Here is a 16,024-nt window from a genome sequence, read left to right as displayed (position 1 = left end):
GTTTGTAGCATCGTGATAGCTTAAAAAGGACAGCCCTTCGATTGGATTTACTCAATTGAAGGGCTGTTTTTGGGTGTGGGGTTGGTGCTGGTAATAGAGTGTGTGAGGCTTCCAACAAAAAGTATGGAGTGTGCAACGATTTACTCGGAGTGTGCAACAAAACCCGTCGAGTGTGCAACCATCGAGTGACTTTCCAACGAAACTCGTGAAGTTTCCAACAAAAAGCATGAAGTGTGCAACCATTCGCTCGGAGTGGCCAACGAAACACTTCGAGTGTGCAACGATCGTATGTCCTTCCAACGAAATCCGAGAAGTTTCCAACAAAAAGCATGAAGTGTGCAACCATTCGCTCGGAGTGGCCAACGAAACACTTCGAGTGTGCAACGATCGTATGTCCTTCCAACGAAATCCGAGAAGTTTCCAACAAAAAGCATGAAGTGTGCAACCATTCGCTCGGAGTGTCCAACGAAACACTTCGAGTGTGCAACGATCGTATGACCTTCCAACGAAATCCGTGAAGTTTCCAACAAAAAGCATGAAGTGTGCAACGATTTACTCGGAGTGTGCAACAAAACCCGTCAAGTGTGCAACCATTTACTCGGAGTGTCCAACGAAACACGTCGAGCGTGCAACCAATCACTTGGAGTGTCCAACAAAACCCTCTAGGCATCATCAAGCAATCACCATCAGCCTAGCTAAAATAAGACAAATAAGAGCCTCACGATTGACTATCAATCATGGGGCTCTTATTGTTCTGTTATCGAAAATCGATTAATGACTAAAGGAAACTCCTATATAAGATATTATCAAATATTACTTATTAAAGTGTAATTTACTTCCTACTAGTGTTTGGTTGTAGCCGCTGCTAACATTGATGGTACCGCCACCTTCAGCCCAAATCGCTGGTATTCCAGGATGTGTATGGGTATTGAAAGGTGCTTTTGTATTTATGGTCACATTATGGGCTGCTGCAATGTTAACAGCGATACCTCCTTGTTTCTGATTCTGTGTCGTTATATTCGTAGCGTCCAAAATCACATTAGTGCTAGTTGCATTAATGAATAACCCTACATGCCCATTTCTAAAAGTAACATTATTTAATACGGTACCTGAACGGTTATCTATTTCCATCCCTATATACATCGGCTGACCTTGAATCCATGCTTCATTTCCAATTCCAGCGGCGTCGATTGTTAAATTGGAAATATCAACATTATTCCCCTTAATAATTAGCATGGAGTTTTTAGCTGGATTAGATAATGCAGTCTTCCCTTGAATCGACAATGTTTTGCCGTCTCCGTTAATAACAACACGTCTATTTACTTCAATATATTCTGTCAATACAATATTATTCGCTAAAATAATATAGGCCAGGTTCCCATCTTGCAGTGCCTCTTTCAATTGCTGCGTATTTGCGACAATTGGTTTCTCAGCAGCTTCGAGATCCGTTATGTTAGCAGATCTTTTCTGCGCAGCTGGCAAAGCATTGTAGGCTGCTCTTGCTGCTCTTGCATCAGCAATATATGAAGGACTGCCCGGTGAAATTTTCCTGATTAATTCGTTAACTCCTGCCGCATCCCCAGTCCCCGCCCCTGGTGTCGTCGGTGTCGTCGGTTTCGGAGGTGTAGTAGGATTTGTTGGCTTCACATAATCTGTGTTTTTCTTGCCATCAATTTGTTGAACGTTTTGTACAATGCTATTAAAGTTATCGATAACTTCAGTTGCATGCATGCCTAGTGGAATCTTCAAATTCGTAACTTCGGTATTTGCACCTAGTGATAATGAAGAAATTCGCGATGGTGTTAAGTTCGTGATTTTACCTGTTGATAGGAGCTGTACTCTTGCTGGTGTGTCCACGAGAATATTCGTAATAACTCCTGCGCCTGCAATGTATGTTTGGGGTGTTGATTTTACCTCTAAATTTGTAATGGTTGCATCTAGTTCAACTTCGCTTGCTGCTCCGACAACTTCGACTTTGGCAAGCTTCATCTTACTATCGGCAATCAGTTTTGTGTTTTGAGATATCTTAATATCTTTAACAGCTGATTTACCTTCTAAAATGACTGATGATGTTTTTTTGTCGGCAAATAGGTTGTTTAACGTAGCATCCTGGAACACAACTGTTGCATAAGAAGTGGAGGTAGAACCCGTATTATTTAACGAAGTATCTCCACCTACTTTAATATTTTGGCTAGTAAAGCCGTTTTGTACTTTTGCACCTATTGTTAAATCACCGTCAACGGTTAGGTTTTTCACGCGTAGGTAGTTTCCTTGAATTGTTAAATCCCCGCCGATTTTACTGGAGCCACCGTCAAAGATTGCTTCATTCAAAGAGCTACCTGAAGCATTTAATTCAAGCCTATCAACTTCAGAGACGATTCCACCGATTAGACGTACCGATACGCTAGCCCCATTTAGAGCCTGGGCGTTAGTTGGTGCAAAAAGACTTTTCTTCAAGGAATCAGAAACTGAATATGTACCTGCTGATGTGAGGAGTTGACCATTCTTCAACTCTCTTATCGTCGCGCTTGCATAAGAGCCGTGTTTAACTAAGTCACTGCGATAGATGAAAATAGCCATTTGTCCGCGTGTGACTGTTCCGTTTGGTGCAAATGTGGTGGCCGTTGTTCCTTGTGTGACTTTGTTTTCCACTAAGGCTTGAATATATTTAGCCTCTTGGTTGCCCGCTGGGACATCCTTGAAAGGGAATTTTGCATCTTTTGAAGCTTCAAATTTGTAGGCTACTGATAAAATTTTCGCCATTTGACCGCGCTTTAATGTGTCATTGACACCGAACTTTCCATTTTTGTAGCCTGCAATAATTTTATTATTTGCTAATGCAGCGATATACGTGTAGTAAGGATGTGACTGTGGAACGTCCTTTAACTTAGGATCTTTAACATTTGACAGGTCAAGATTCAATGCTTCAGCTAAAATCTTCGCAGATTGTCCGCGTGTCACTGCCTGACTGGATCGAAACGTACTATCCTGATAGCCGCCAATAACCCCTCTTGACGTCAAATTCATAATTTCACTGTAGCCAAAATCGCCTGGTTTTAAATCTTTAAATGACACTGGAGCTGCTTCAATGCTAGGTGTAGCAACGACAATTGTCCCAGTGAGCATTGCGCTAGCCATCGTTAATTTCCATAGTTTACTTGACTTATTCACTTGATAATCAATCCTCCTTAGGATATAAATACAAACTCTTCTTGTTATTATAACAAGATTTAACAGTCAACTCAACATACCTATGCCTCACCTTATAAGGAAACGGTGCTCAACATTTCCTTTTAAAGTATGTTTAGTAGGTTTTTTGAATTAAGCAAAATGAGTATTGGAAATATTATTTTCTGAAAAAGGTTACTACTTTACATTATTCGCTAATTAGTGGAGAATGATATAAATAAATGGCAAAATAATAGAAATGCGGGGGTAAATTGATGAAACGTTTTATGCAGTCTGTTGTAATTTTTATGTCATGTTTAGCTGTAACACTTCTTTATTCTGAAACGGCGCAAGCTACAATCTATAAGGATGTAACTTATGAGCACTGGGCATATGCAGATATTCAATTCATTGCAGAGCATGAAGTAATTCGAGGATTTGCAAATGGAAACTTTGTGCCGGGTGCTAATATCTCGCGAAAAGATGCAGCAGTCATGATGACACGTGCTCTTGACCTCGTGAACTATGAAAATACCCCGATTGAATTGGAAGATATGCATGCAAATTCACCAAGCTATAAAGAGGTGATGATTGCAATAGAACGTGGCTGGTTATCGTTAACCGAAGTCAAAGTCGAAGTCGAAGTCGAAAACAAAGTTGAAGACAAAGACAAAGACAAAGACAAAACTAAAACCGAAACCAAAGTGGCATGGAAGTTCGAGCCTAATGCAGCATTAACACGTGATGAAATGTCGCGTATGCTGGCGATTGCTTATTCATATGAAGGCAAGAATACATCGAATTTTAAAGATGTTACTCAAAGTAATCCTTACTATAAATATATTGATGCAATTGCAATGTATGAAGTGACGACTGGTTATAACGATGGTACATTCCGTCCGAAAGATAAAGTGACAAGAGCACAATTTAGTGCATTTTTATCACGGGTCTATCAAAAACCGATCGCTTATGAAGTGAAAAGTGGCGGACAAACGGTGGCAGTCGTTCCATCTGTTGAAGATGCATTAGAAGAAGTTGCTTATTATGAGGATGGCACAATTCATCCACAAAGCAATAAATTCATAGAGTATTCGCAAACGATTGCTACTGCGGATCGAACGAATTTGAATAGTGGAGTACTGATTTATAACGGCTTTAATGAAAAAAATTCATTTACGCCAGAGTTCTTTAATCATTATATGAAGCACGGCGCAACAGAAGATCAGGCAGCTAAGGCAATGTTCGATACGTTCATATTTTTAGGACTTCGCTACAACGAAAGTGGTAATCAATTCGTCGATGGAGCTACGAACCAAGCGAATTACGAGGACTGGGATAATTATATTAAGCGGACATTTGATCCAACAGGCGCGATTGTTAATTTAAATGAGTCTGCTAAACAAAATGATAGAGTAGTAGATGTGTATATTGCAATTCCGTATCCAAAACGTAATGGTAATATTATTACGTTGGACGGTCGGGAGCAAGATAACACGGTATATAATCGATATGATATGGCTAGTTGGTATGTTAACAATGTGTTGAATGAATTTAGTAATGAAAAGTACGAGCATTTAAATTTCAAAGGTTTTTATTGGTTAAGTGAGACGGTCAGAACGGTTGAAGACGAAGTGCTTATTTCTACACTTTCAAGCTTAGTTAAAAAGCATGACAAGTTTTTCATTTATTCACCACATGCAACGTCAACGAATTTTTATAAATGGAGCAACTACGGCTTCGACGCAGCATTTTTACAGCCGAATGCATTCCGTACAGCAACACCAAACAAAGAAGAACGACTCCACCGTGCCTTTTTAAATGCTCAAATTTACGGCACAGGTATTACGATTGAGATTGATTCTTATGGGGCGGGCCACGTGGAGCAAGGTGAAGGTGTGGAGGCATTCGATCTGTATATGGATTTTGCCAAGCGCTATGGGCTGAGTGAAAAAGGAATGATGTTCTACCAAGCGACAAATATGGTTGAACGAATGGCGACAATCGATCATCCGGTTTATAAACGTTGGTACGATCAGCTAACATCTACATTTTTTAATAAATAATTCTAATATAAACAGGTTTACCGTATTTTATAGTGCGGTAAACTTTTTTATTTCATTAAAACGATGCATCCAAATCTATTCTGATGCGTCTACTAGTAGAGGCATAGAAAAATAGTGACATGAAAGGACAAGTCTTATGCTATAATAAAATTTCGAATGAAGAATAGAAAGGGTTTATCGCATGAATTTCACTTCTAGATTACCAGAAATGGCAGTTCCACTAATAGGTGCGCTTCTACTAGTTGTCGCACTGCTCATCCCGTCAACTCCACTCGCTTATGCTATTACTTTACTATTAGCATTTGCCGCCTTGGTGAGACCTAAGCAAACGATATTATTTTTACTGATTTATTTCCCAATGCGTTCATTTTTAGTTGAAGTGAACCCTGCACTTAAATTAATTGGCGATATCATCATCGTTTTTGCGTTCCTACGTGTCGTTTGGGATTCGCGAAAAGACGTGAAATCAATATTCCGTTTTGAATTATATGAGTGGGCGTTCCTAGCATTTTTGCTAGTCGGAACGATTTCCGCCTTTATGAGCAACGTCGTTATCGGAGCGATTGTTTTCCAATTACGTGCATTTGTGATTACGTTTCTATTGTTATACATTGTCAAACGGTTAGAGATTACGAAAAGGGATATTAAGAATTTCCTTACGCTTACTTTAGTCGTCGCAATTATCCTTGTGATACAAGGACTTGTTGAAAAACTATCTATGCGTTCTGCTCTTATGCCTGAAAAATGGGTGAATCGTCAGCTTTCCCCTAATAACAGCAGTAGAATTTACGGCCTGCTCAATAACCCGAATGTCTTGTCCGTTTATTTAACAATCGCGGGTATTTTAACGTATTACTTAAAAACATTGCTACCGAAAAATAAAGTACAGTGGCTCATAAACATCGCACTTGTGCTCATTGCAGGAACGTGGATTTTAACTTACAGCCGCGGAACATGGATTGCTTTTGCGGTCAGCTTAGCTGTTTACTTCTTATTTACACGTAACTGGAAATTTGTAGTGAAATCTGCTGCTGTTATCGGGCTAGGCTTTGTTCTTATAACAGTTCCTGTTACATACGGAACGCAGTGGATCAGCAGTCATACAGAAATTGGTAACTTTGTGCGAACGGGTGCCCCCGACGCAGATGCTGGATTTGCTGTCGAAGGAAACCGTATTGCAGAAACTTTCAATGCAAGCACATTAGATAAGAGTAAAACGACAGGTCGTCTCTTTATTGTTAACAAAGGATTCGAGGTGTTCAAAGACTATCCAATTATGGGAAGTGGTTTTGGAACATACGGAGATTCAGCAACGAAAACCTACTCGTCTCCAATCTATAAGTTTTATGATATTCGGGTCAATATTTATTCGGATAACCAATACATTCAAGTGATTGCACAAAATGGTGCTGTCGGCGTCATTTTATTCGCAGTATTTCTTCTCGGTATGCTCGTCACTTTCTGGAAGAAGCGCAAAGAGTCCGCAATGGCAGTCCCAATGCTTGCGGCACTCATCGGCATATTCTGGTGTGGCCTAGTTTACAACATATGGGAAGATAAAACATTCACCATGTATTACTACATGCTAATGGCCGGCTTCCTCGCATTAACAGGACGCAAAAACGAATTGCTGAAATAAAAAAAGAGATTGCTTTTCGCAAGCTAGCGAAGGCGATCTCTTTTTTGTCGTGTTAAAGAGGGAGTGTGCAGCGAAATCGACCAGGTGTGCAACAAAACCCGTGGAGTGTCCAACAAAGTCGGTAAAGCTTCCAACCATTAGCGCGAAGTGTGCAACCATCACCCCAGCCGTATGCAGAAAATTACCACTTTTACTAGTTAATTAGTAGGAAAATGGAATACTTTCAATAGATTTATGATTTTTGTAGAATAACAGTCTATAATAGATTTATTACATAAGAGGCCGGAGGTTAGTAGTATCCTTGTTAAAACATACTAAAGTAAATAAGATTGTTGTGATGTTGCTCGTGTTTTTGTTGGTTTTGCCAACAATGTCAATTGCCGCGGAGAAGGAACAGATTAAGATTTCAGAAGGAACGCAATATGAATATAACCAAAATGTCATTTCGGGAAATCCACAGGCAATTCGTCATTTGACGGTTGACTTGAATAATCCTTATACAACTGTCGATGTTGGCTATCCGACACCGCTGAATAAGCTTTTGCGGACGACCGCTCAGGCAAATGCTTATACTGGTGCAGGAAAGCAAGTAACGGGAGCTATTAATGGTTCGTTTTTCTGGTCGAGTGACCAAGGCTATTTACCGATGTATTTAATCGCTTATCGGGACAGGCTAATGAACGCAGGAATTATCGCGTCAGGTGCTGATCAATATGTGAATCGCCCAATTGCATTTGGGATTGATAAAAATGGTAAAGGGAAGATAGATGCTTATAATTTGAGTCTATCATTCAATTACGGTGGCACAGATTATCCGATTACTAGCACGGACAAGCACCGTTCAAATGACAATTTAATATTGTACACACCGCTTTATCCGAAGCCTACTACGGAAACAAACGCACTTGGTATTGAATTAGTCATTACAGGTGTAACGGGTGGCACGGCTCTCAATTTTGGAGAAACGGTTACAGGTACAGTTTCTAGTATTCGAAATCGTGGCGACCAAACTGCATCTACAATTCCGAAAGATGGATTTGTATTATCGGCTCATGGCGAAGCGATGCAACTTGTTAAAGATATTCAAATTGGCGAATCCATTTCGATTAGCACGAATATTGACGAGCAATGGAAAGGGTCATCTTTCATGCTGACTTCAGGTCCAGAGCTTGTGAAGAACGGTAAAGTCGAACTTGCGATTGATCCGACGAGTGATAGAGCGAGAGAGCGAGCGCCGCGTACAGCGATTGCAATCGACAAAACTGGCTCAAAAGTATTTATGGTAACTGTTGATGGAAGACAGGCGCCCTACAGTCAGGGTATGAGTTTAAAAGAGTTTGCAGAATATCTTGTGTCCATCGGTGCTGATCATGCATTGAACCTAGATGGTGGTGGCTCGACAACGATGGCTGTCCGCAATCCTGGAGATTTTAATGTCACTTTGTTTAATAAACCGTCAGATGGTTCTGAACGTGCCGTTTCGACAGCTCTGTTTGCATTATCGACAGCTCCAAAAGGAACACCGACAACGGTTGGTGCTCACCTTGCGAGGCAAGGCGTCTATTTGAAGGGTACCAAAGGTTCTGTCGTTGTTGATTATTTAATGGACAACTATTATAACCCACTCACTTTCAATGCAGCGGACGTCAAAATTACATCACCACAAAGTTTGATAACAGCAAATGGCTTAAATTTCACTGCTCAAAAAGCGGGCGCTGGTTCAATTACTGTTCAAAACAGCGGTGCAACAGCGAATATTTCTTTTGAAGTAGTTGAAGCCATTACGAAAATTGCGCCATCGAGTACAAATGTAGAAGTTCGTGCGGGTGAAACGCGTAAGATGACTGTCAAAGCTTTTGATGCTAAAAATAGAGAGGTCGTTTTCGATCCTTCATTAGTGAAATGGTCTACAACTGCACAAGCTGGCACGATTACGGCAGACGGAACCTTTACTGCTTCAACGAAAAATGGTGCTGGAACGATAACAGCAACACTTGCTAATAAAACAGTGAGTATCCCTGTCACCATTACAGGTGAATTTTATCGGATTGATGCAATGGAGACAATTGGTAATTGGAAGGCGACTAGCACCAATGGTAAAGCACAGATTTCATTGAATGGGGCGAAAGAGCCTGCATTTGGTGGAAAAGGTGCATTGAAATTAACTTATGATTTCACTGGGCAAACAGGCACATCTGCTGCTTATATTGAAGCTGTAACGCCACTCAAAATGGGCGGCAAGCCAATCAAATTATCCGCGCGTGTATACGGCGATGCTGGTCAAACCTGGCTTCGTGGGAAAATTGCAGATAGCACTGGGAAGGAATATACGATTGATTTCACACCTGAGAATGGTTTGAAATGGATTGGCTGGAACTACGTTACTGCACAAATTCCATCTGAAGTTGTCGGGGATGTAACATTGAAACAAATTTACATCGCACAGCCTACCGCGGCGCTAAAAACAAAAGGTTCAATTATGATCGATGAAGTAAAATCACTGTTCAATGAAAATTACAAGGAAGGTCTTTTCAAAGATACCGGACTTACTTTCAGAGCAGAAAAAGAAATTAAGAGTCTTGTGAATGAAGGAATTATTGCTGGTTACGCAGATGGCACATTCGGTCCTTATCAGGAGTTAACTAGACAGCAAGGGGCAATTTTATTGGCTCGTGCTCTAAAACTACCTCTCGATAATGTGGAAAATCCAGGTTTTACTGATATGACAACGAATATGACATTTTACAAAGAAGTTGCAGCTGTCGCGAACGCAGGAATTATTCGCGGAAAAGAAGGCGGTAAGAAATTCGATCCAAATGGTAAGCTTACACGTGCTGAAATGGCCGCTATTTTACAGCGTGGATTCAAATTACCACTCGCTAAAGAAAACTATTTTAAGGACATTAAGGGAAGCTTCGCCGCTGACGCGATTAATTCACTTGCCGCAAATGATATTACGCAAGGAATCGGTGGAGGCAAGTTTGGACCAGGACAAAACATTAGTCGTGCAGACTTCTCTGTGTTCTTATACCGAACGATAATAAAATAAATTTATCGATATTTAATGATTGAGATTCCAGAGGATTATGGTACAATGGGTATGTAGAGTTATTCCCTTTATACAATAGAGATAAGTTTAGTGAACTTGGTTGATGGCAAAAAAGGCCCGTAGAGACGCTTAGTCCTCTGCGGGTCTTTTTGTGCCGTTAGCTTCTGTGAAAATATCAGCCTTTTCCCTTTGAATAGCATTTCCTCTCGTCTAATTTTTCATCCTACGATAGTGATTTCCTCAATTTGACTAACATTCGCTCTCTCCGTTTCTTGACGCCTGCCACTGAAATACCGCTGCGATCAGCGCATTCAGCCAGTGGTACGCCCTCGACGAATAACCATTGGATCAGTTCCATTTCTGTCGGTGACAATAAATCAAGTGCCTCCGCAAGCTCACCAAACCATTCACAGTCTGTATAACAAGCTGTATCTACGATATTTTCCATTAAGCCATCCTCCATCGGCATATGATGTACATCAAATCGACTTTCTTTTTTTAATTCATCCAATAGGGCGCCTCGGATACTTCGATAGGCAAATGCTGTGAAATTCCCTTTATTTTCGTCAAAACGCTTCCACGCCTGCCATAAGGCAACTCGACCTGCCTGGCGAAAATGCTCATAATCACGGTAAATGTTCAGCTTGCGGATCGATGCAGAAATCATCGGCTCATATTGCTCCAATATCTCTTCGAAATTATTCAATTTTACGGCCTTCCTGACCGTGCACGATGCTTTGTATTCCCGGGTGACTCCATCGTAGTTCATTCGAATTAGTGGGACCAATGGGCTCTTATGATGTTTGGAGCATCAAACATTACGTATGACATAGTCATATAACAAGTAGTTGTTGCAATTGTGCAAAAAATACTATATTTTTGTTAAATTCATGCTATTCAAACATGTATAGGAATGGTAATCTAGAAGTATAAAAGGTAGAAGGGGGATTTTTTAGTGCGAGCATGTGATTCCTATTTACTAGATACAAGGGCGTTGGCGCTTGAATCAATTTTTACCGGGGGTTTTAAATCAAAAATCAGTACGACGCATGGTATTTATTATTCCAAACTATCTCCACCTCAATTACTTGATAAGGCATGTCTCCATTATTTTTCGACAATGAAGGGGCGCATGCAGGCTGCTTCTATCCTTTTGAATTTTGTACAGAAGCCTCCGTTCATCATTGCGCCGAATGAGCTAGGCGTCTATCCTACGGCGTCACCTGAAAATGCTGATTGTGTCTGGCTCTTTAACCACCGATTTACCATCGCTGAAGTTTCGAAGGGGCGGTCAATCGTCACCTTCATGGAAGGTACAAGCATTCATGTGAAAGCCTCCAGACATACGATAGTAAATCAATACCAGCGTCTGCACACATTGTTGAGCATCTCCGCACAGATAGAACGAGAGAAACAAATCTATATTATCAATAAAAAGGAAATAAAAATGTAATTACCAGGTTGTTAAGTTCCCCCGGGGTAGTCGAGTTCGTCGAATGCGTAGTCGAGTTTCCAAAATAGATAGCCGAGTTCGGCCAAAGCGTAGTCCAGTTCCCCCTAGACAGTCCAATCCATCCGACAGTTATCCCACTACCGTGGATAACTAGTTAGTAACCTGTTAATAACCAGTGTATAACTCGGCCATCTGTGGATAACTTTATTCTATTATGCTATTCCCTAGAGTGGAATGAATAGTATAATAGGGAAAAGTGTTTTAGAGGACTGGGGGCTTGTTGTTTTGAAGAGAAATAGTAGATGGCTATTGGCGTTATTTACAATGTTATTCGTTATATTGCCATTCGCCACATCGGCGTCAGCTGAACCGCTAGAAGATATGAGGCAGCTCATCCGGGATTATTATGTCGATGACGTTCCGGAATCGGTTTTGATGAAAAATACAGCGTTAGAAATTACAAAGCAACTGGATCCCTACTCTGTCTATATGACTGCACAAGAATATCAGGGCTTTATCAATGGCATTGAACAGCGGATTATTGGCATAGGTATTGTTCTTGAGGAAGATGTCAAAGGGATTAAGGTGACGTCGGTTATTCCAAAGGGACCGGCAGAGCGGGCGGGTATTTTGGCTGGCGATGTGATTACGCATGTTGGCACACAAAGTCTTGTCGGCAAGTCAGCACAAACTGCTGTGTCATGGATTGGTGGTCAAGAAAATACAGTCGTGATGCTGACGATTGAACGGCCGGGGCAAACGCAACCACTTCTAATGCGAATTACACGTGAAGTCATTACGATGGCCAACGTTGAATCGACCATGCTAGGTGGTAGTATTGGCTATATCCGCCTGAACAGCTTTGCTACTGAATCCGCAAAGGAAGTGAATGCCGCGATTCGATCGATGCATGGTGCGAAGGGTTGGATTGTAGATTTCCGGAATAATGGTGGAGGTTATATTTCTGTCGCGCAGGATATAACGGGATTTTTCCCGAATGCAGTCGGAGCCTTTCAGTTAAGGGAAAAGACCGGTAAGCCACAAACTTATAAGGCAATTTCTCAGCCTTATAAGTTTACTGTGCCTACGCATCTTTTGATGAATGGCTATAGCGCGAGTGCATCGGAGATGGTGGCTGCAGCAGTCAAGGAACAAAAGCTGGCAACGATATATGGTCAAACAAGCTATGGTAAAGGTTCCATGCAGTCAATGTTTCATTTCACAGACGACAGTGTTTTAAAATTGACAACGGCTCGATTTTATTCGCCGGGGGGACAGGCTGTGGATAAAGTCGGTGTGAAGCCGGATGTCGTTACGGCAAAGGAATCAGAGTTAGATGTGTCGCATCGTGCTCAACTGATTGCGCAATGGCAGGGCTATAAGGCGTTTCCTAAACTGACCAATGTCCCAGTTGCTAAGACATTTCAAGTGGAGATGAATGCAGAGATGGATTGGAGCAAGCTCAAAAAAGGCGATGTCCAACTCATCCAGTTAGGTGGGGGAGAAAGCGCTGTAGCTGTTAGCGTTACGAATGAAAGAACTGTAACAGTAACGCCAACAAAGCCGTTAGTAGCGGGTAAAAGCTATATGCTTGTCATCCATCCGAATTGGAAAGGGGTCAATCATCATTCAATGAAAAAAGGAATTTATGTAGACGTCACCGTGAAATAAGTAAAAAGGCAGTTGGTTCTCCTTTTAATAGAGAATCAACTGCCTTTTTTATTGGGTGATAATGGAGTTAAAGTAAAGGTGATAAGGATCGTCGGCGAATTTCGATTTCCAATAACTGAATGAAGAGGGGACTGAAATTAGAAGACTTAGCAGTAGTATAGGATTTAATGAGTAATGCGTCGGGTAGTTGAGTCATTTGAAAGGTCACCTCCAATTTTGTAGTGTATGTTGTACTAAACTAAAATGCTTGGGCATAGAATGTTAAGTAATAAAGCTCTATATTTAATCTACCAAAAAAAGAGAAATAGAACAATCGTTCTTTTATCCACAGTCGTTAGTGGATAACTTGTGGTTAACTTGTTCATAAAGCTGGATAATTCATACTGAGTGGTCGGTATAATGTTTATAAACTTATCCACAGGTGTGGGAAAGTAAGAAATTTGTCGAACGATTCTTTGAGATTTCATCAAAAATGGAAGGAGAAATGAATTGTATTGTATACATTGTGGAAATCATCAAAGGGAAGGACAATTTTGCGCGAAGTGCGGAACGCCTTTAGGGAGTGAGCTGGCGGCGACAAGAACAATGCTGGTGAGGCGGCAATCGAATGGTTATGCGGAAAAGACAAGTAAAATGTTCAAAGGATACGGTCATTATCTATTAAAATATTTGAAACAACCGAGTGAAATTTTTATACAAGAAATAAAGGAGTTCACCTATGCTGTCGTAACGATGTTCTTCCTGTCTTTATTTGTCGGGCTGGCCATTTTCACAAATATGAAAGAGTTTGGAGCACCATCTCTAAGTACGATTGGCAACGCAGCAGTGCTTGTTGTGGTGAGTACATTCGTTGTTGTTGGCTCGCTATACCTTACAGCAATCTTGCTTGGCCCTGAACATACCTTTAAAAAACTTGTCACCCTTTACGGTACTCATCTTATCCCATCGACTGTTCTCGTTGGCATCTCATTGCTATTACTTCTATTAAAAATCAATAGCCTCGGTAACCTACTTCTATTATTCGCTCTCCTATTTGCATTGCTCATTGTTCCCCTTTACATACTGGTGAAAATACAAACTGCGGAGGTAGCGATGCTTGATCCGCTCTATGACATCGTTGTGTACATCGTCATTTTTGGTATTATTACCTCCATCTGCCTCGCTATTTTCGGCGAACTAATTCAAGGTGATGTCCTGAATTGGTTGAGTTTTATGAGTAGATAATAGGAAAATAACAAGTCCTCACAATTTCGTGAAGGGCTTATTTTTATTTGATAAATAAGTAAAGCGCAGTGATGTACAATTACATTTCAAGCAATTGTGATGAAATGATGTACAACGTTTGGATTTGTTGTGCTATACTAACTATGAGGGGAGGGTAAGTATGCAGCTCGATAGTCGAAGTCGTATGATTTTTGATGAATTGATGGAGAATCCTAGCACGACCAGTAAAGAGTTAGAAGAAGGGTATAGTTTAACTCGTAGGCAGTTAGGGTATAGTTTCGATAAAATCAATGACTGGCTTCAAGCTAAACGTCTTCCGATTATTGAACGGACTAGACAAGGGCATTTCATCATTGACCATTCCATATATTTAAACTATGGAAGTGGGGAATCCATTGCTTCATCACAAATGACGATTATATCTGAAACGCAACGTGTTCAGATGATTATCTTGATGCTTCTCAGTAAGCAAGAGGAACTTTCCCTTTTACATTTTACAAGCGCTTTAGATGTCAGTAAAAACACAGTGCTTAGTGATCTAAACGTAGCGCGTGCTTGGGTAGAAGAGTATGATTTGGTCATTCGTTATTCGCGCAGAGATGGCTATCTATTGGAGGGAGAAGAGTTTTCCATACGAAGACTCCTCATCAATACGATTTATAAAGTACTGGCAATCCCCAATGGAAAGAAGCGACTGAAGGAATTAGCAAACATACAAGAAGTAGAGTTGAAAGAGTTAATGGTTCGACTCGAAAAGATTGAACGGAAATTGAATTTGAAATTTGCTGATGCAGAAATCGAAACGTTACCGTATTCTTTGTTGCTCGTTCTTCGTAGAATGGCGGACAATAAAATCGAAAGATCATTTTCTATTCAGTACGAGGAATTATCAGACACGAAGGAATATCAGGCAACAGAAGAAATTTTGTTTGATATCGAGGATATTCCCGTGCAGGAACGCTTATTCATCACGTTGCGGCTGCTGACGACAAATGTCTATTGGTCCGAAGCACCGCCAGAAGAACCGATTCCTAATTTAGCCCAAGCGCTCGATGAAATGCTACGGTTGTTCGAAGAGAGCGCAGTCGTCCAATTACAGGATCGACAACAATTATTAAATAAAATTTTACTGCATTTAAAACCAGCTTATTATCGTATTAAATACCAGCTAACAGAGATCAATGACGTTGGTTATGCGCTGATGAAAAACGAGTATAAGGAATTGTATCACCTTGTTAGTCAGTCGACAAAGCCACTAGCTACGCTAATCGGCACGGCAATTCCAGCGAGTGAGATGTCCTATTTAACGATGTTAATAGGTGGCTGGTTACGAAAACAAGGCGATAATCTGCATGAAAAGGTTAAAGCAATTGTCGTTTGCCCAACCGATGTGTCGGTCTCGCATGTCATGTTCAATGAATTACGGGAGCTGTTTCCAGAGTTCATATTTTTGGATGTCGTATCAGTCCGAGAATTGCATAGCTCCAAACTCGATTATGATATCGTTTTTTCACCGTTTTTCTTAGAAACGGATAAAAAGCTCTATTTAGCAAATTCTTTTTTGAAATATGAAGATAAGTCTCGTTTACGTAAGCGTGTTTTGTTTGATTTACATGGCTATATTCCCTATGAAGTAAATGTAGATGAAATGATGGCAATCATGACTAAACATGCAACGATTCACGATGAAGCCCTTCTTAGAAGAGAATTGCACACCTATATCAATAATGAATTAGGTAAAATGAAGTAATAAAATT

10 protein-coding genes are annotated in these 16,024 nt (G+C 40.7%); 7 read left to right on the top strand and 3 right to left on the bottom strand.

The features are described 5' to 3' along the window. Positions 1-813 precede the first annotated feature (813 nt). On the bottom strand, positions 814-3,171 hold the full coding sequence (locus tag R2B77_RS10510) for an S-layer homology domain-containing protein (protein WP_203245835.1): 2,358 nt from the start codon (positions 3,169-3,171) through the stop codon (positions 814-816). A gap of 272 nt (positions 3,172-3,443) precedes the next feature. Here R2B77_RS10510 and R2B77_RS10505 point away from each other — a divergent pair, with 272 nt between their 5' ends. From R2B77_RS10505 to R2B77_RS10495, 3 genes are all read left to right on the top strand, one after another. Further along, the gene (locus R2B77_RS10505) at positions 3,444-5,231 is read left to right on the top strand and encodes a DUF4855 domain-containing protein (protein WP_203245836.1); all 1,788 of its coding nucleotides are present in this window, start codon (positions 3,444-3,446) and stop codon (positions 5,229-5,231) included. A gap of 181 nt (positions 5,232-5,412) precedes the next feature. Beyond that, positions 5,413-6,870 carry an O-antigen ligase family protein gene (locus R2B77_RS10500; RefSeq protein WP_203245837.1) on the top strand — a complete coding sequence of 486 codons (1,458 nt, stop codon included), beginning with the start codon at positions 5,413-5,415 and terminating at the stop codon, positions 6,868-6,870. 301 nt (positions 6,871-7,171) lie between these two features. Next, positions 7,172-9,919 carry a phosphodiester glycosidase family protein gene (locus R2B77_RS10495; RefSeq protein WP_203245838.1) on the top strand — a complete coding sequence of 916 codons (2,748 nt, stop codon included), beginning with the start codon at positions 7,172-7,174 and terminating at the stop codon, positions 9,917-9,919. Between the two features lie 223 nt (positions 9,920-10,142). On the opposite strand, the gene R2B77_RS10490 is transcribed toward R2B77_RS10495, so the two are convergent. Further along, positions 10,143-10,625 (bottom strand): sigma-70 family RNA polymerase sigma factor, encoded by a 483-nt coding sequence (locus R2B77_RS10490; protein ID WP_203245839.1) that lies wholly within the window; start codon positions 10,623-10,625, stop codon positions 10,143-10,145. 249 nt (positions 10,626-10,874) lie between these two features. Between R2B77_RS10490 and R2B77_RS10485 the strand changes: the two genes are divergently transcribed. Further along, positions 10,875-11,372, top strand: coding sequence for a competence protein ComK (locus R2B77_RS10485; RefSeq protein ID WP_203245840.1), 498 nt, complete (start codon positions 10,875-10,877; stop codon positions 11,370-11,372). A gap of 285 nt (positions 11,373-11,657) precedes the next feature. Continuing rightward, a complete protein-coding gene (locus R2B77_RS10480) occupies positions 11,658-13,043 on the top strand; it encodes a S41 family peptidase (RefSeq protein WP_203245841.1) in 1,386 nt (461 codons plus the stop codon). Between the two features lie 67 nt (positions 13,044-13,110). On the opposite strand, the gene sda is transcribed toward R2B77_RS10480, so the two are convergent. Continuing rightward, positions 13,111-13,239, bottom strand: a complete 129-nt coding sequence (gene sda / locus R2B77_RS10475; protein ID WP_203245842.1) for a sporulation histidine kinase inhibitor Sda — start codon at positions 13,237-13,239, stop codon at positions 13,111-13,113. Positions 13,240-13,628: 389 nt separating this feature from the next. On the opposite strand from sda, the gene R2B77_RS10470 reads away from it, so the two are divergent. Next, positions 13,629-14,267 (top strand): hypothetical protein, encoded by a 639-nt coding sequence (locus tag R2B77_RS10470; RefSeq protein ID WP_322555688.1) that lies wholly within the window; start codon positions 13,629-13,631, stop codon positions 14,265-14,267. Positions 14,268-14,427: 160 nt separating this feature from the next. Continuing rightward, positions 14,428-16,017 carry a BglG family transcription antiterminator gene (locus R2B77_RS10465; RefSeq protein ID WP_203245844.1) on the top strand — a complete coding sequence of 530 codons (1,590 nt, stop codon included), beginning with the start codon at positions 14,428-14,430 and terminating at the stop codon, positions 16,015-16,017. The last annotated feature ends 7 nt before the right edge of the window (positions 16,018-16,024 follow it).

The sequence above is a fragment of the Sporosarcina beigongshangi genome (genome assembly GCF_033485195.1).
Classification (GTDB): Bacteria; Bacillota; Bacilli; order Bacillales_A; family Planococcaceae; genus Sporosarcina; species Sporosarcina beigongshangi.
Note: the sequence above shows the minus strand (reverse complement) of the source record. Positions and strands in the feature narration are given on the sequence as shown.